At 67.2% G+C, this 17,647-nt stretch carries 14 protein-coding genes; 9 read left to right on the top strand and 5 right to left on the bottom strand.

The window, feature by feature from the left end:
• The first annotated feature begins 30 nt into the window (after positions 1-30).
• The 3 genes from APZ15_RS22695 to APZ15_RS22705 all read left to right on the top strand — a co-directional run bounded on the left by APZ15_RS22695 (position 31) and on the right by APZ15_RS22705 (position 3,792).
• Positions 31-1,086 carry an aromatic ring-hydroxylating oxygenase subunit alpha gene (locus APZ15_RS22695; RefSeq protein ID WP_027790573.1) on the top strand — a complete coding sequence of 352 codons (1,056 nt, stop codon included), beginning with the start codon at positions 31-33 and terminating at the stop codon, positions 1,084-1,086.
• A gap of 154 nt (positions 1,087-1,240) precedes the next feature.
• Entirely contained in the window at positions 1,241-2,584 is a 1,344-nt protein-coding gene (locus APZ15_RS22700) for an MFS transporter (protein ID WP_027790572.1), read from the top strand.
• 101 nt (positions 2,585-2,685) lie between these two features.
• A complete protein-coding gene (locus APZ15_RS22705; protein WP_027790571.1) occupies positions 2,686-3,792 on the top strand; it encodes a porin in 1,107 nt (368 codons plus the stop codon).
• A 22-nt stretch (positions 3,793-3,814) separates the two neighbouring features.
• Here APZ15_RS22705 and APZ15_RS22710 read toward each other — a convergent pair whose 3' ends face one another.
• Positions 3,815-4,261 (bottom strand): hypothetical protein, encoded by a 447-nt coding sequence (locus APZ15_RS22710; RefSeq protein WP_027790570.1) that lies wholly within the window; start codon positions 4,259-4,261, stop codon positions 3,815-3,817.
• A 397-nt stretch (positions 4,262-4,658) separates the two neighbouring features.
• Here APZ15_RS22710 and APZ15_RS22715 point away from each other — a divergent pair, with 397 nt between their 5' ends.
• Both APZ15_RS22715 and APZ15_RS22720 read left to right on the top strand, forming a co-directional pair.
• The gene (locus APZ15_RS22715; RefSeq protein ID WP_027790569.1) at positions 4,659-6,827 is read left to right on the top strand and encodes a TonB-dependent siderophore receptor; all 2,169 of its coding nucleotides are present in this window, start codon (positions 4,659-4,661) and stop codon (positions 6,825-6,827) included.
• Positions 6,828-7,339: 512 nt separating this feature from the next.
• On the top strand, positions 7,340-8,542 hold the full coding sequence (locus APZ15_RS22720; RefSeq protein ID WP_027790568.1) for a multidrug effflux MFS transporter: 1,203 nt from the start codon (positions 7,340-7,342) through the stop codon (positions 8,540-8,542).
• A 33-nt stretch (positions 8,543-8,575) separates the two neighbouring features.
• Here the strand turns inward: APZ15_RS22720 and APZ15_RS22725 are convergent, their stop codons facing one another.
• The gene (locus APZ15_RS22725; protein WP_027790567.1) at positions 8,576-9,451 is read right to left on the bottom strand and encodes a LysR family transcriptional regulator; all 876 of its coding nucleotides are present in this window, start codon (positions 9,449-9,451) and stop codon (positions 8,576-8,578) included.
• 384 nt (positions 9,452-9,835) lie between these two features.
• On the opposite strand from APZ15_RS22725, the gene tetH reads away from it, so the two are divergent.
• Genes tetH through APZ15_RS22745 form a run of 4 tightly spaced genes read left to right on the top strand, consistent with a single transcriptional unit; the run spans position 9,836 to position 13,394 of the window.
• On the top strand, positions 9,836-10,627 hold the full coding sequence (gene tetH / locus APZ15_RS22730) for a thiosulfate dehydrogenase (RefSeq protein WP_027790566.1): 792 nt from the start codon (positions 9,836-9,838) through the stop codon (positions 10,625-10,627).
• A gap of 8 nt (positions 10,628-10,635) precedes the next feature.
• On the top strand, positions 10,636-11,712 hold the full coding sequence (locus tag APZ15_RS22735) for a molybdate ABC transporter substrate-binding protein (protein ID WP_027790565.1): 1,077 nt from the start codon (positions 10,636-10,638) through the stop codon (positions 11,710-11,712).
• 60 nt (positions 11,713-11,772) lie between these two features.
• Positions 11,773-12,459, top strand: coding sequence for a c-type cytochrome (locus APZ15_RS22740; RefSeq protein WP_027790564.1), 687 nt, complete (start codon positions 11,773-11,775; stop codon positions 12,457-12,459).
• Positions 12,456-13,394, top strand: coding sequence for a c-type cytochrome (locus APZ15_RS22745; RefSeq protein WP_027790563.1), 939 nt, complete (start codon positions 12,456-12,458; stop codon positions 13,392-13,394). Before APZ15_RS22740 ends, APZ15_RS22745 begins: the two co-directional genes overlap by 4 nt.
• Positions 13,395-13,446: 52 nt before the next feature.
• Here APZ15_RS22745 and APZ15_RS22750 read toward each other — a convergent pair whose 3' ends face one another.
• The 3 genes from APZ15_RS22750 to APZ15_RS22760 form a co-directional block, all read right to left on the bottom strand.
• Positions 13,447-15,369 (bottom strand): SMP-30/gluconolactonase/LRE family protein, encoded by a 1,923-nt coding sequence (locus APZ15_RS22750; protein WP_027790562.1) that lies wholly within the window; start codon positions 15,367-15,369, stop codon positions 13,447-13,449.
• 457 nt (positions 15,370-15,826) lie between these two features.
• Positions 15,827-16,258, bottom strand: coding sequence for a GFA family protein (locus APZ15_RS22755; RefSeq protein WP_027790561.1), 432 nt, complete (start codon positions 16,256-16,258; stop codon positions 15,827-15,829).
• A 100-nt stretch (positions 16,259-16,358) separates the two neighbouring features.
• Entirely contained in the window at positions 16,359-17,552 is a 1,194-nt protein-coding gene (locus APZ15_RS22760) for a porin (RefSeq protein WP_027790560.1), read from the bottom strand.
• Positions 17,553-17,647: the final 95 nt, after the last annotated feature.

Below are 17,647 nucleotides of genomic sequence, written 5' to 3' on the forward strand. Positions count from 1 at the left end.
GGCGGCCAACCACAATACTGGAGACGATCAATGGAGCAACATGCCCGGGCACCGATCAATACTACTCAGTTCCCGGTCGACCGATGGTGGGTCGCCGCGCTGTCATCCGAACTGACGGACAAACCCGTCGCCCGCACGCTCCTCGGCCGCCCGGTCGTCCTGTTCCGGTTGCCGTCCGGGGAAGTCGGCGCGCTGGAGGATCGCTGCTGCCACAAGTCGCTGCCGTTGTCGTGCGGCTCGCTCGAATCGCGCGGCCTGCGCTGCGGCTATCACGGCCTGTTGTTCGACCGAGACGGCACGTGCGTGGAGATTCCCGGCCAGGACCGGATTCCGGCGAAGGCGCGCGTGTCGTCGTATCCGGTACGGGAACAGGACGCCATCGTGTGGATCTGGATCGGCGCCGACGCGCACGCTCAACCGACAAACGCGCCGCCACACTATGCGTTCCATGCCGATCCGCAATACCGGTTCGGCGGCGGCCACTACCACTACGACGCACCGTATCAACTGATTCACGACAACCTGATGGACCTGAGCCACCTCGGCTATGTCCATCTGAAAACGATCGGCGGCAACGCGGCGCTGCACATGGGTGCGGAAACGCGCGTCAGCAGCGACGGCGATATCGTGACGCTGGTTCGCCGAATGCCGGATTCCGACCCGCCGCCAACCTATACCGCCGCGTGGCCGTTCGCGGGCCGCGTCGATCGCTGGCAGGAAATCGAATTCCACGTGTCGCACATCCGGATCTGGACGGGCGCGATGGACGCCGGCACCGGCGATCTGCACGATCCGGCACGCGGCGGCTTTCACATGCGCGGCTTCCACGGCATCACGCCCGAGACGGATACGACGACGCACTACTTCTGGACCGTCGCGACCAATCCGCAACACGACGTCGAGCGCGTCGCGCAGACGGTCATCGAGCAATCCGCGGCGACGTTCGACGAGGACAAGACCGTGATCGAAGCGCAGTACCGGAACCAGCTGCGGTTTCCGGGCGGCCGCCAGATCGACATTCACGTCGACGCGGGCCCCAATCGCGCGCGGCGCGTGATCGAGCGGCTGCTGCTCGAACCCGCTTAAGCATCGCGCCGCCCCGCCGACAACACCCGACGGTCGCGACGGGCGCTCCGCGGGATGCCCCGTCGGCCCGTTCAATCGCTTTCGTCCCATTCGCCATCACCGGCTTCGATTTCATCCCATTTAATTAGTCATACTATTTATAAGGATCTTTGACGTGAGTGCAAACATCCGCAATACGATCGATGAATCCCCGATGAGCACGTTCCAGACGATGGCGGTCACCGCCTGCGTCGTGCTGAACATGCTCGACGGCTTCGACGTGCTGGCCATCGCGTTCGCCGCGCCGCATCTGGCGGCCGAGTGGAAACTAAGCGGCAAGGAAATCGGCCTGCTGCTGAGCGCCGGGCTGGCGGGCATGGGCATCGGCTCGGTGCTGATCGCGCCGCTCGCCGACCGCGTCGGCCGCCGCCGCATCATCCTGCTCTGCCTCGCGGTGATCTCGACCGGGATGCTGGCCTGCGCGGCCACGCACAGCACGCTTCAACTCGCCGTCACGCGTGCGTACACGGGGCTCGGCATCGGCGGCATGCTGGCGAGCCTGACCGTCATCAGCGGCGAATACGCATCGAACAAATGGCGCAGCGCCGCGATCGGCATGCAGTCGACCGGCTACGCGATCGGCGCGACCGGCGGCGGCGTCATCGCCGGCTACCTGCTGTCGACGTGGGGATGGCGCAGCGTGTTCGCGTTCGGCGGCATCCTGACCTTGCTGTCGATCCCGATGGTGCTCGTATTGCTGCCGGAATCGCTCGACTTCCTGCTGGCAAGGCGTCCGGACAACGCGCTGCAGAAAATCAACCGCATCCTCGCGAGAATGAAGCGCGCGCCGATCGACATGCTGCCGGCGGCGACTGCCTCCATCGACTCGGCGAACGCCGCGTCGAGCTGGACGGCCGTGCTGCGCGCGCCGCTGACGCGCCGCACGATCGCGCTGTGGATCGCATTCTTTCTCGTGATGGGCAGCTTCTACTTCGTCGTGAGCTGGACACCGAAGCTGCTGGTTCAGGCCGGGTTGTCGGCATCGCAGGGGGTCACCGGGGGCGTGCTGCTCAATCTCGGCGGCATTGCCGGCGCATCGCTCTTCAGCCTGCTGTCGACACGGTTCGGCCTCCGTAACCTGCTCGGCGCGACGCTGCTGCTCGGCGGCGTATTGATGGCCGTGTTCGGCGCGAACACCGGCTCGCTCGGGATCGGGATGACGGTCGGGGTATTCCTCGGCGCCGTGATCAATGCGTGCGTGGCCGGCATGTATGCGTTGTCGCCGACGCCGTATCCCGCCGAAATCCGTACGACCGGCATCGGCCTCGCGGTCGGCATCGGCCGCCTCGGCGCGATCCTGTCGCCGATGACGGTCGGTGCGCTGCTGGACGACGGCTGGTCCGTGTCCCATCTGTATCTCGCGTTCCTCGTGCCGATGGCCGGCGCGGCGATCGCCGTCGCCGTGGCGGGTACGCGCGCCGCGGCACCGCGCAGGCAACGCGACCCGGCGACGTCGTAACGCACGACGCCCGCAGCCTTGCCGATACCCGTCGGCACCCCGGATCGGCTCGGGTCATAAAAATATCGATAAGCATATCTACATACTGTTTGGAGACAGCCATGAAAACGAAACTGGGCGCCGCACTCGCGACGGCGATGGCACTGACGCTGGCGCTGGCCGGACCGGCCTGCGCACAAAGCAGCATCACGCTGTACGGGATCGTCGATACCGGCGTGTCCTACTACAACAACGCCGCACATGGCGGATCGTTCACGGGTATGCCGACACTGACCGGCGAAGTGCCGTCACGCTGGGGGTTGAGGGGCACGGAGGATCTCGGCGGCGGCTACCAGGCTTTCTTCGTGCTCGAGAACGGCTTCCAGCCCGGCACGGGCGCACTGAACTACGGCGGGCGCCTGTTCGGGCGACAGGCGAACGTAGGCGTGAACAGTCCGTTCGGCGCGCTGACCCTCGGCCGCCAGATGAACATGTCGATGATCGTGCTGACCAATGCGGACGTGATCGGCCCGTCGATTCACTCGATGGCGGATTTCGATTCCTATCTGCCGAACGCGCGCAGCGACAATGCGATCGGCTACAAGGGCACGTTCCACGGGGTGACGCTCGGCGCCACCTACAGCTTCGGCCGCGACGCGGCCGGACCGGCCGGGCCGTCGGCGACGGGCTGCGCCGGACAGGTGCCCGGCGACATCGTCGCTTGCCGCCAATACACGGCGATGCTCGCCTATGACGCGAGCAATTTCGGGCTCGCCGCGTCGCACGACGTGATGCGCGGCGGCGGTGGTGCGCTCGCGCCGCTGAACAATCCGGCGTACACCGACACACGCGACATCGTCGCCGGCTACGTGAAGATCGGCCCCGCGAAACTGGGCGCCGGGTGGATCCGCCGCAACCTCGCGGCGGCCGAGCACCTGCAGGCCGATATCGTGTTCGCCGGCGGCACATACTACGCGACGCCCTACCTCGCGCTCGACCTTCAGGGCGTCCGCTACCTGCAACGCCGGGAAAACAGCGAAGGCGGCACGAACGCGACGCTGCTCGTCGGCCGCGCGAACTATTTCCTGTCGAAGCGGACGACCGTCTATACGTCGGTGGGCTACATGTTCAACAGCACGCTGGCCGCGAACGCGGTCGCCGCGGGCGGGACGGTCGGCACCGGGATGAACCAGCTCGGCGTGATGGCCGGCATCCAGCAGAAGTTCTGAACGCCGGATGCGCGTGCGCCGGTCAGTTGGCGAGACGGCAGTGGGCCAGCTTCAGGCCCGGCAACACGGGCGCATCGATATAGCCTTCGTTCACGCAGCTGAAGCGGAACGCCGTCGACGTGACGAACGGCTTGATTTCGCCGCCGGGGAATTTCGGCTTCAGCGCATCCTGGTCGGCCACGTCGAAATGCGTATCGAACTGCTCGCCGTCGGCCGTCAGCGCGCCGAAGTAAGTGCCGCCCGGATCGCTGCCCATCCGGATCACGGCGCCGACGAACGCGAGGCGCTTGCCGTCGTACTTCGACTTCGCCGCGGTCGCGTCCTGCGTGTAGGCCTCGATCACGGCGCCGTAGTGCGCGTCGATCGCGGGGTCGGCATCGGAAGCCGCGCAAGCAGCCTGGTGAATGCCTGCCAGCAGCGCGCAGGCCGCAAGCGCGGCCGCCGCGAACGGCGCGGAAATCTTCTTCATGGGTGGTCTCCCGTCTAGCGTGGTGGTTGAAGTGATTGAAGCCCGGCGCAACGCCGGATGAACTCGCTTCCGTTGCTTTAATCGTTCGAATGGCGGATGACGGCTGCGATCACTTCATCGCCCGCGTGGTCGTGCGCGGTGCGTGGCGTCGCGCGGAACGCGACGTGACAGGAAGATGACATGGTGCGGCCCCCGGCTCTCTCGTTGAATTTCACTGCGTCTGATTTTGGCCGCTACGGTAGCAGACGGCCGCCAGCCCGGCAACCAACGCCCGAGCTCGACAATCATGTCATTACAATTGCAAATGATTCTCATTACATATATCATGCACGCCTTGGCCGTAACGAAACGCCGCGGCCCGCGACACGATCCTTAGCATTCCCTCCTGTATCGATTCATGCCATCCCGTCGAACGCCCCGCCGCGTCCGGACCCCGCGTCCGTGGCGCTCGAGCCTGCCTGCCCTGATTACCCTTTGCGTCGCAAGCGGCGCGCATGCGGCCAACGCCGAAGCCGGTGCAACTGCATCGGCACCCGCAACGCCGGCCGGGAAAGAACTCCCCGCCATCAACGTCAACGCATCGTCAACCGTCGACCCGACCATCGGCTACCAGCCGCGCACCAGCAGCATCGCGGGCGGCAACGACCGTCCGTTGAAGGAGATTCCGCAATCGGTCGCGGTGGTCAGCAGCAGCGTGATGCAGGACCAGCAGGCGCGTTCGCTCGACGACGTGCTCGGCAACATCAGCGGCGTGACGCAAACCAACACGCTCGGCGGCACGCGCGACGCGTTCATCAAGCGCGGCTTCGGGTCGAACAACGACGGCTCCGTGCTGGTCGACGGCGTGCGCACGCCGGTGCTGCACAGCTATCTCGCGACGATCGACCGCGTCGAGGTGCTGAAGGGCCCCGCTTCGCTGCTGTACGGGATGCAGGATCCCGGCGGCGTGATCAACCTCGTCACGCGCAAGCCGGAAGACACGTTCGGCGGCTCGATCTCCGCATCGCGCACGAGCCACGGCGGCAGCAACGCGCAGTTCGATCTCACGGGGCCGCTCGGCAAGCCGGGCCAGGTCGCGGGCGGCACGCTCGCGTTCCGGCTCACCGGCGAATACGACACGAGCGGCTACTGGCGCAGCTTCGGCCGCGAGCGCAACGCGCTGATCGCACCCGCGCTGTCGTGGCACGACGCGAACACGTCGATCGACGTCAGCTATCAGTACGTCGACTACACGATGCCGTTCGATCGCGGCACCGTGCTCGTGAACGGCCAGCTCGACGATGCGTTGCGCTATCGCCGCTACGAAGAAGCATGGTCGCAAAGCAGCGGCATCCAGGAAACGCTGCGTACGCGCATCGAGCATCGCTTCTCCGATGCATGGCGCGTACGCGCGACCTACGGCTGGGGCCGCGACCGCTACGACCAAACCATCACGCGCGCCACCGCGTTCAACAGCAAGACCGGTGCGATGACGCGCTCGTCCGACGCAAACCTCGGACGCAACGACTCCGACCAGATCGCCACGCTCGGCCTGCTCGGCAACGTGACGCTCGCCGGGATGAACCACGCGATCTACATCGGCGGCGAATACGAACGGCAGCGCAGCTTCCGCGGCGACACGATCCGCGGCAAGGCGACGACGGGCTTCAATCTCTACGATCCCGTGTACGGCCTGCTCGCGGCGGGCGGCACGCCCAACGCGAAGCAAAGCGATTCGCGCTCGGTCGTGCATGCGTATTCGACGATCGTGCAGGACTCGGTGAAGATCACCGACCGCCTCACCGCGGTGGGCGGGCTGCGCTGGGAAAACTGGCAGCAGGAATCGGGGATGGGGCGGCCGTTCGTGTTCGCCGACCGCTCGCGCGGCAGCGTCTGGCTGCCGCAGTTCGGGCTCGCCTACGCGCTCACGCCGGCGCTGACCGCCTACGCGAACGTGAGCCGCTCGTTCAAGCCGAACGTCGCATCGAACGTCGCCGCGCCGCTCGCGCCGGAATACGGCCGCGTGCTCGAGGCCGGGCTGAAGTTCAGCCTGAAGCCCGCGATCACCGGCACGCTCGCCGTCTACCAGATCGACAAGCGCAACGTCGCGGTCACGGTCGGCGACATCACGTCGACGATCGGCACCGCGCGCTCGCGCGGGATCGAGCTCGACGTCGCCGGGCAGATCACGCGCCACCTGAGCGTGATCGGCAGCTATGCGTATACGAACGCGACCGATCGCGACAGCAACACCCCGCTCACGAACGTCGCGCGCCACACGGGCAGCCTGTTCGCCGTGTACGACACGGCCATCGCGAATCTGCCCGGCCGCTGGCGCTTCGGCGGCGGCGCGCGTCTCGTCGGCGCACGCTCCGGCGACACGGCGAACAGCTTCACGCTGCCCGGCTATGTGACCGTCGATGCCTTCGCAGCCTACGAAACGACGATCGGCAAGTTCCCGACGCGCTTCCAGCTCAACGTGAAGAATCTGCTCGACAAGACCTACTACCCGTCGAGCAACAACAACCTGATCGTCGCGGTCGGCGAGCCGCGGCTCGTCACGCTGACGACGACGGTGTCGTTCTGATGGTCTGACGTTCTGATGGTCTGACGTTCCGATCGCCCGATGCGTGCATGGGCCGGCCCAAACGCGGCGGCCCATGCACCACGCCCGCATTCGCAGCCGCTCGCGACGCGTAGCGGCTCGCCCCTTGCTCCAGCGAAGCATTCTTGCCGCTTCGCAAGCGGTCACCGCGACTCCGCGCGCGTTGTGCCGGACAACCACCAACGACGCGGCGACCGAACATCGTCCGATCCGCCGGCGAAGCAGGAACGACAGCGAATCTCCCCGTTGCTCGCCGCCCACACCAGCGCCGGATTCCGCTTGACTGCCGTCCCGCGCGGCACCCGACGCCACCATTCACACGCCTCCCCGGCACTCGCTTCACCGCCCGCAAAAATGCATCCGTGCGATGCAATTCCGCCCGCTCCCTTACCGCATCGCGCGCCGTATGATCGCCCCGGCTTTTTTTCCACGGCGGCCCGATACGCGTCTACCTCTCCATTCGCTCACGCGCTCCGCTCCAACCACCTGCGAACATGTCCAACCTCTCACTCATCCTCGTCGTCTCCATGCTGAGCGCCTTCGGCCTGATCGCGTCCGACGTCTACCTGCCCGCGATGCCGTCGATGGCCCACGAATTTTCGATCGGCGCATGGCAGATGCCCCAGACGGTATCGGCTTACCTGATCGCGCTTGCCTGTGCGCAACTGGTCTACGGCCCCCTCTCCGATCGATGGGGGCGCAAACCCGTGCTGACGGCCGGCATCGTCCTGTACATCCTTGGCTCGATCGGCTGCGCGAGCGCCGGCGGCTTCGCGAGCTTTCTCGGATGGCGCGTGCTCGAAGCGCTCGGCGCGGCGTCCGGTCTCGTCATCGGTCGCGCGATCATCGCCGACACCTGCGACAAGAACGCATCCGCGAAGATCTACAGCATCGTGTATCCGCTCGTGTCGCTGTCTCCGGCAATCGCCCCCGCAATCGGCGGATATCTGGCTGCGTGGTTCGGGTGGCGAAGCGATTTCATTTTCGTCGCCGCATTCGGCGTCGTCGCGCTCGCGCTCGTTCAGTTGCGCCTGAAGGAAACCCGGCCGCCGGTCGCACCGGGGCAACATCGCGCCGCACCGCTGGCCGGCTTCACCGGCGTGCTCGCGGACCGGGCCTTCATCCGCTACACGCTCGTCGTCTGCGCGATCTATTGCGCGTGGTTCGTCTACCTGACGCAGTCGCCGTTCATCTTCTCCGGCCTCGGTCTTTCGGAACGGCAAAGCGGCTGGCTCTATCTGCCGCTGACCGCCGGCATCGTTTCCGCCAACCTGATTGCGCGCCGCATGCTCGACCGGATGTCCTACGACTCGATCGTCGTGGCCGGCGTGGGCTGCTTCGTTGCCGGCGGCGTGGCGTTCGCCCTGTGCGAATCGTGGCACGTCAAAGGCGTCGTCGCGATCGTGATGCCGATGGTGCTCGTCAGCCTGTCGAATGGATCGTCGCTGTCGCTCGCGGTCTCGGGCGCCATCGCGAGCGAACACGGGCGCGCGGCGACGGCGTCGGGGCTGGTCGGCTTCTTCCAGATCGGCAGTGCGTCGCTCGCCGCCACCGTGTCCGGCGGCCTGCTCGGCACCGGAAGCCACGTGCTGGCGACGGCCATCCCGTTCTTCGCGATCGTCGCGGGCATCGCGATCGTGCCGCGCTGGTGTGCCGCGCGGCGCACGCTCTCGATGCGCGACACGCTACCCCGTTGAGCCCGTGGCGCTGCACGGGCAGAGCCCCGGCCGCTATCGATAACGGTCGAACGTCGCCGCGATCTCCGCGGTGACCGCCCGAACGCGCGCCGTCCGGTTCAGGTCGGTATGCGATACGAGCCAGACCTGATACGGCACGGCTCGCGTCCGGTCGGGCCAGATTCGCACGAGCGAATCGTCGTCTTGCGCCATATACGCGGGGAGTTCGCCGATGCCGATACCCGAGCGGATCGACGCCGCCAGCATCAGGCTCGAACTCACCTGCGCCACGATGCGTCCGCGTTTCATCGACTCGCCGCACAGCGCGTGCCCCTGGTTCGACGTCGTGCCGGGCTGGTAGACGACCAGGTCATGCCCTTCGAACGCGGCTCCGATCGCGGGCTCGCCATGCGCATCCAGATACTCGCGGCTCGCGAACAGCCCGACCTCCCATTCGGCGAGCTTCCGGCGCACGAGGTCGGGGTTTTCCGGCATCACGGTGCGAATCGCGAGATCCGCATCGCGTCGCGTCAGGTTGAGCACCTGCACCGACGTCGTCAGGATCACGTGTATCGCCGGACATTTCCGGCGCAGTTCCCGTATCGCGGGAACGACGAAATCCATCGCGAGGGAATCGGTCGTCGTGACCCGGACCTCGCCTTCGAGGCGATCGTCCGAGCCCTGGACGCGACGCTCGAATTCGCACGCCGCCCGCTCCATCGCTTCCGCGGCCTGCAGCGAATGCTCGCCGACCTGCGTCACGACATAACCTGACGATGTCTTGAGAAACAGCTTCGCACCGAGCGCCTTCTCGAGTGCGGTCAACCGTCGCCCCACGGTGGCCTGATCGACGTCGAGAACGGCCGCGGCCTCGCGCAGCGTCCCGGTGCGATGAACGGCCAGAAAAACGCGGGCATCGTCCCAATTCATGAGTAACGTTCTCTCTCTCGGTAAGGCATGTGTGCATTCGCAGGAGGCGATTATACAAGTCGATCCTGTGCAGACCGTTCCGGATAATCAGCCATCCGTATCAAAAGGACGATCGATTCGCCGATCAAAACCGGAACCGTCCGCAGGAAGCCCCTCAACGACGGGCTCGCCGACCGAAGCCGAGTGCAATGACCGAACCGATGGTCGTTTCACCGATCGCCCCAACCCCGCCCGCCCAATCATCAGCCTCCCGAATATCTCCCATCCGATACCGCGATTTTCCGTACCGGACGCGCGCCGCTAGACTGGCTACGCATTCGCGACGCCGCAGCGCCGTACCGCAACGCGGCACGCCCCCACAAAAACGATTCCGGGAGATACCCCATGTCCGACCGGCACGCGCGCCGAGGCGCGCTCAAGACACTCGGCCTCGCGGCCGGCACCGCGCTGCTCGCCGCCGCGCGCCCCGCTCGCGCCGCCGCGCCCGAAACTGGCGCGCTGCTGCCCGGCGGCGCCACGCACCTCGCCGACCTCACGCGCCGCCTCGCGGCCGCACCGCGGCGGCGCGACTTCAAGACGGTGCCGATGATCCTCGAACGTCCCGACCAGTGGGATCATGCGGCGCTCGCCGAACTGACCGGATACCGCGGCGGCCCGAAGCAGGTGTGGGACAACACCGAGCTCGGCGGCCCGTGGCTGAACCTGATGCGCAATTCGCTGAACGCGCAGATCTGGTCGTATCGCCATCCGGATTTCCTCGTCGTATCGGCCACGCACGGCAGCGCGCATCTCGCACTGTTCGACCAGGCCGCGTGGGACAAATACGGCCTCGCGAAATTCGCCGGCGCCGCCTTTCCGGCCAACACGCTGCTCGACGCGAAACCCGCGCAATCGAAGGGCGCACAAAACCACGAGTCGCCTGACGGCGCGTTCTCGTCGCACGACAACAGCATCGCCGCGCTGCAGCAGCGCGGCGTCGTGTTCCTGTCGTGCCACAACGCGATCTGGGAACTCGCAGAGCGGCTCGACGGCGCGAACGCGAATCCCGACAAGCTGCCGCTCGATGCGCTCGCGGCCGACCTGACCAACCACGTGATCCCGTCGGCAATCGTCACGCCGGGCGCGGTCGGCACGCTGCCCGAACTGCAGCAGGCCGGCTTCACGTACGCGAAATGAGCACCGCGATGACATCGATCCCCATGCAACCGCCATCGCCATCGCCATCACCGTTGCCGCGCCGTCGGCGCACGCTGCGCGCCGCGCTGGCCGCCTGGCTCTGCTGCGCATCGGCGCTGTCGCTCGCCGCGCCGGCCGGCCCCGCCGCGAACGTCTTCCCGCCCTGGCAGGACGGCCGCAACAACGACGCGACGCATCGCGGCCTCGAATTCACGGTGCCGCAGGTCGACGTACTCGCCGATTTCCACGGCGACCTCACCGCGCCGAAGCTCGTGCTGTTCGTCGGCGGCAACTATTTCTTCGCGATGGCGCCGCTCGTCGCGAAGTTCGAGGAAGATCATCCCGAGTACCGCGGCCGCATCTACTGGGAGACGATCCCGCCCGGCCTGCTCGTGAAGCAGATCCAGGCGGGCGGCACGATCACCGTCGGCAACATGACGTGGACGGTCAAGCCCGACGCGTATTTCGCGGGGCTCGGCAAGATCGACGGCTTGATCGCGGACGGCACGCTCGTCGGGCCGGCCGTGCCCTACGTGACGAACCAGCTGACGATCATGGTGCGCGCCGGCAATCCGAAGCGCATCGCGTCGCTGAACGACCTCGCGCGGCCCGACGTGCAGCTTGCGATGCCCAATCCTGCATTCGAAGGCGTCGCGCGGCAGATCCGCGCGTCGCTCGTGAAGGCCGGCGGCGACGCGCTCGCGCGTACCGTCTACGACGACAAGGTGCGCGCCGGCACGACCGAGCTCACGCACATCCACCATCGGGAAACCGCGCTGTTCCTGATGCAGGGGCGCGCGGACGCGGGCGTGCTGTGGCAATCCGAGGCGGCGTTCCAGGAACAGGTCGGGCATCCGCTGATGCACATCGACATTCCGGCCGAGCAGAATACGACTGCGATCTATGCGGGCGCGATGGTGAAGGATGCACCGCATCCGGAAGCCGCGCGTGCATGGCTCGCGTTCATCCGGTCGCCGGCAGCGTTCGGAATCTTCCAGCGCTACGGCTTCGGCCGATACGATGCGGCGACACCGCCGCAGCACCTCGCGCCGGCGCAGCAGGAGAAGCAGCCCGACGCGGGCTGACCGCGCGGCCGCGCCGGCTGCCCGGCGGCGCGCTCGCGGCCTACAACAAGGAGGGGACACGTGAACGATACGGTGCACACACCGCGACGCCGGTTCGCGCCGCTGCTGCTCGCCGCGGCGACGCTGCTGGCCGGCCACGCGCGCGCGGACGACGCGACGCTCGGCAAGACGCTCGCGACACAGGGTTCGACGACGGGCGTCGCCGCCTGCATCGGCTGCCACGGCGGCCAGGGCGAAGGCAACGCGGCGGCCGGCTTCCCGCGCCTCGCGGGCACGAGCGCCGCGTATCTGTCCGCGCAGCTTGCCGCGTTCGCGGACGGCAGCCGCCAGAATCCCGTCATGCAGCCGCTCTCGAAACTGCTGACGCCGCACGAGCGCGATGCGGTATCCGCGTACTTCGCGAGCCTGCCCGCGCCGGCCGGCATCGTCGCCGCCGACGACACGTCGATCGACCCGGCGAACACCGGCGCGTGGCTCGCGACGCGCGGACGCTGGTCGCAAGGCCTGCCCGCATGCGCCCAGTGTCACGGCCCCGGCGGCCTCGGCGTGGGCAGCGCGTTTCCGCCGCTCTCGGGCCAGCCGGCCGCCTATATCGCCGGCCAGTTGAACGGCTGGAAACACGGCACGCGCCCGCCCGGGCCGATGGCGCTGATGCCGGCGATCGCCGGCAAGCTGTCCGACGCCGACATCGACGCAGTGGCCGCCTACTACGCACGCGGCGGCGCCGCGCAGGGAGACAAGCGATGATCGACCGCACGACGCTGATCCGCCGCACCCGCGCGGCATTGCTCGGCGCGGCCTGGTTGCCCGCGCTCGCGTTCGCGGCCGCACCGCAGGATGCACCACCGGTCAACGCTTCCGCATCCGCGCCTTCCGCCGTTGCGCCGGCAGCCAGGCCGTTCGCGCCGCCCGCCGAATCCGCGATCCCCGCCGACGAGTTCGGCAAGACCGTGAAGCTCGGCGAGCAGATCTTCCTGCACACGCCCGAGTTCGCGGGCAAGTACGTCGGCAACAAGCTGACCTGCGCGAGCTGCCACCTCGACGCGGGCCGGCGGCCCGATTCGAGCCCGATGTGGGCCGCGTACCTGCTGTATCCGGCGTACCGCAGCAAGAACGGCCACGTGAACACGTTCGCCGAGCGCCTGCAGGGATGCTTCCGCTACAGCATGAACGGCAAGGCGCCGCCGGCCGGCGACCCGATTCTCGTCGCGCTCGAAACCTATTCGTACTGGCTCGCGAAGGGCGCGCCGGTCGGCACGAAGCTGCCGGGGCAGGGTTTCCTGAAACTGCCGCCGCCCGCGCAGAAGGCCGACTATGCGCGCGGCGCCGCCGTCTACACGCAGCACTGCGCGCTGTGCCACGGTGCGGACGGCCAGGGGCAGTCGAGCGGCGGCAAGGCGGTCTTCCCGGCGCTGTGGGGCGCGCGTTCGTTCAACTGGGGCGCGGGGATGGGCGACATCCGCAATGCGGCCGGCTTCATCAAGGCCAACATGCCGCTCGGGCTCGGCGGTACGCTGACCGATCAGGAGGCTTGGGACGTCGCGACCTTCATGGACAGCCACGAACGTCCGCAGGACCCGCGCTTCACGGGCTCGGTGCACGACACGCGCGCGAAATTCCACGATTCGCCCGATTCGATGTACGGGCTCAGCGTGAACGGCCGCGTGCTCGGCGCGCCGTGACGCGGGCACCGGGCAGGCCGCGCAGACCGCGCGGCCTGCTCCGCCCGCGCGTTCACGGACGCCAGCGATACACGATCATGCTGGTGCCGTTGTAGTTGTCCTTCGTGATCACGTATTCGCCGGTCGAGCGCAGGTACGCGCGGATCCCGTACATCGAGTCGACGTCGTTGCCGACATCCATCGCCGACGTGTTCGAGTTGGTCAGCGTCGTGACGAGGGCGCCCGTATTGAGATCGAACACGTCGACGTTCGGCACGGTGTGCACGTAGCCGACGAACAGGTAGTGGCCGGCCGCCGCGATCGATTTCGGGTTCGCGCTCGTCAGGTTGATCACCGGGTTCGGCGCGCTCGTGTTGCCGTTCTTCCAGCCGTGATAGACCTCGATATGCCCGTTCATCGCGGTCCAGTCCCAGTTGCCCGCGAGGCCCTGCGCGAGGATCATCGTGTCGCTGTCCGCCTGGTAGATGATGCGCGTGACCGGCGCCACGGTGCCCGGCACGGCCGTCGTCGTCGGCTTGCCCCACGACGGCTTGCCGGTCGCGTCGAAACCCGTCATCGGGTAGCGGGTAATCACGTTTGAGCCGTTCAAGCCGGCCCACACGTCGCCGTTGCCGTCGATGTCGAAACCGGCCGTGACCTGCAGCGTCGTGTTGAACGGCTTGCCCGGCAGCGAGCCGGCCGGATTCGCGATGTAGCCGGTCGCCGGCGTGAAGTAGTAGAAGTTGAAGTTGCCGGGGTTCTGGCCCGACGCGACGAGAATCCGGTTGCCGCCGACCGTCACGAGCTGGCCGAAGTGCTGGCCGCGCTGGTAGTCGTTCATGTCGAGGCGCGGGTCCTTCGGATAGCTGAACGGATCGACCGTGTTCGCGACGAACGTGCCGCCCGCCGAGCCCGTGTACACGTTGTTGCCGCTATAGAAGAACGCGCCGTCGGTCGCCGGGTCGGGCGCGGCGATCGCCTCGAAGTTCAGCGCCTGCAGCTTCCATTGCAACGCGCCCGTCGGGCCGTATGAATGCAGGTCGGTGCTGCCGTTGCGCCCGAGATCCCAGCCCCCGCCCCACGCATTGTTGAGCACGTACAGGTTGCCGCCGGCATCCTTGCCGATGCCGACCACGCGCGTGAAGCGCTTGTCGCCGACCTGCCCCTTGATGCCCGATGTCGTGTCGAGATAACCGCCCTGCACGCCGAACGTGCCGACCTGCTGCGGCGACCCGGCGAGGCTGTAGAGCTTGATGTTCATGTCCGGGCCCTGGTCGCCCACCAGCAACTGCCCCGTCGACGCGTCGAAATACAGCGCCGACGGCCGTGCGCCGGCCGCCATCTGGATCGTGTTCATCAGCGTGCCGGTCGCGCTGTACTGCACGACCACGCCCGCGCTCATGCGCGCCACCCACAGGTTGCCCGCCGCATCGAGCGCCAGCGCACCGGGCCCGGTCACGCCGATGTCGCGCTGCCAGACGCCGTCGGTCGTATAGACGCGCACGCGGTTGCCGTAGAAGTCGCTCGCATACAGCAGGTTGCCGGCGGTCGCGAGGCCGGTGATCACGTCCGGATTCGGCAGGCCCGTCCACGTGCTGACCGGGATGCGCAGGTCGCGCTGGTTCGTGCCGCGGTTGTAGCGGCCCACCGAGCCGCTGCCGAAGTTGCGGTTGTAGCCGAGCGCGACGAAGATCGACGTCGCGTTGCCGGTGATCGCGCCACCCTGGAATTCGTCGTGGATGCCGATCGTGCCCATCGGCTGGCCGTTCTGGTAGAGCGCGACACCGCCCGCGTTCTCGTCCCAGCGCGACGCCGTGTAGATCACGCCCTCGGGGGCGACCCACATCGAGCGCGCGGCGTTGCCCACGTGCTGGGCCAGCGTGCCGTACGTGTTCGCGAGCCAGTCGGTCGAGTACGACACCTGCGCGTGACTCGCCGGCGCCAGCATCGCCATGCACATTCCCAGCAATGCCGCCCGAATTTGTTTCATTGACATGAATAATGCTCCCGAACGTTCAATTGTCGACACTGTAAATCGCGGCGCATGAAATATTGGTGATTCCGGCTAAAGCGCATTCGCCTTCATCCCGAATTATTCACGCCATTCTTTTTGCCGTCCGGCGCTTTTCCGTCAACGATGGTCAAACCCGTCCATCACGCCGCAACGGCTTGCGTGCCGCACGGTTTCGGCGCTTTTCCCCGGCATTTTCTTCCGGATTGTTCAATGCAAATACGTCATTTTTTCTGAATTACCCGCATTGCCTTTTTCATTCCCCCGGAAATGGGTTCGATGATTACAAATCGAAATTGAAATGAAAGGGAAAAAATATTGTCCGGCTCGATCGCGTCGGTGCGATTCAGCGCGGCTGCATGCGGCGGGAGGAAGGAAGGAGAATGCGGGATACGGCGGAGAGAACCGCGCGCCGGCCATGCCGGCACGCAGCCGCGATCGTTCAGTTCGCGTCGTCGAGGGTCGGGCCGTCCCAGCCGTCGAGGAATTTCGGCAGCGCGTCCACGACGTCGATCACGCGGTGCCGGTAGAACAGGTGCATCGTCGGCTGCAGGTCGCCGGGCAGTTGCCCGCCGTGCGCACGCGCGGCCAGGCTGTTCGGTACGACGCGCATGCCGAACCGGTTGGTGCCGCATACGATCTCGCCGCAGGACGCGCAATACATGCGCGACATCGACTTCGCCGGATGCGGGAACGTCGCATGGTCGCCCTCGACGGCCACCTGCTCCGGCGGCCACGCGGTCGCGGACAGCATCGGCGTGCCGTAGAAATCGCGGCAGGTCGCGCAATGGCAGTTCGCGCGCGCCGCCGGCTCGCCGCGCAACGTCACGGTGACGGTTCCGCACAGGCAACTCGCGGAATGCGTTCGGGTCATGTCGTCTCCTCGAAAAACGGAGGCGACAGTATAGGGGCATGCCTGCAACGTCGCCCGCATCGGCTGCGGGCAACGTTGCGGGCGCAACGATCGCGGCGCGTCAGAACTTCTGGCGCAGGCCGAGGCTGACGATGGCCTGCGACCGCGAATCGGACGAGTGGCCGTTCGCCTTGTCGGACACCGACGCGGTCGCGGCCACCGGCCGGCCAAGCGCGTCGAGCGTCATGCCCGATGCGTGCTGGTACGCGCCGAGCAGGTACACGCTGGTGCGCTTCGACAGGTCGTAGGTGGCGCCGAGCGTGACGTTGTGATACTGCGCACGGTCGTCCACGCCGTCGACATCGCTGCCGCGCGTGTAGCTGTAGCCCGCGAACAGTTGCGTCTGCGGGCGCACGTTCCAGCGCGTGAACACGCCCGCGACGTTGAACGTCGCGTGGCCCGTGAACCGCGACTGGTCGCCGCTGCGGTACTGCACGTTGCTGTAGTTCACCCCGACGACGGCCGGGCCGAAATCGTAGGTCGCGCCGGTCGCGATGATCTGCTGCGACTGCGCGCTCGCATAGCCTTCGTTGATCGACGAGTTGAACAGCCCGTCGTCGGTGCTCTGCCACTTGCCGGCCGTCGGGTCGGTCGCGCCCGTCTTGCTGTTGTCCGATCGCTCGTAGCCGACGCCGACGCGCAGCGGGCCCGCCGCGTACGCCGCGCCGACGCTCCACGTGTTGCGCTGCTTCATGCTGCCCGGCTGGCTGCCGAAACCGTACAGCGCGCCGAACGTGAAGCCCGAGTAGTTGGCGCTCGTGTACTTGATCGAGCTGTTGACGCGCGCCGTCTGGTCGAGGTCGTCGATATCGCCCGGGTGCGCGCCGAAGCCGCCGATGAACGACGACGGGCCGACCGGGCTCACGAAGTCGTCGAGCGACGTGTACTGGCGGCCGAGCGTGACCGTGCCGTAGCGGTCGCTGCCGAGGCCGACGAACGCCTGGCGGCCGAACTGGCGGCCACCCTGGCCCGACGTGCCGTTCGTGATGTCGAAGCCGTTCTCGAGGACGAACAGCGCGCGCATCCCGCCGCCCAGATCCTCGGAACCCTTGATGCCCCAGCGGCTGCCGGACAGGTTGCCGGTCGTGAGCCCGACGTTCGAATGGCCGGTGTACGCGCCCGCGGAGCCGACCCGTTCGTTGCTGCGATAGGTCACGCCCGCGTCGACGATGCCGTACAGCGTGACGGAGCTTTGCGCGGCGGCGACGCCCGCGAGCGAGAGCAGCAGCGGGGCTGCGATCAGTTGCTTGTTCATGATTGTCGTGTCTCCGGGCGGTGAACCCGTTGTTCTGGCTGTCAGTTGCGAGTAGCGCGCGGGCGGCGAGATCCGCCGGCGGTGCGAGGCCGGCA

Source organism: Burkholderia cepacia ATCC 25416 (genome assembly GCF_001411495.1).
GTDB lineage: Bacteria > Pseudomonadota > Gammaproteobacteria > Burkholderiales > Burkholderiaceae > Burkholderia > Burkholderia cepacia.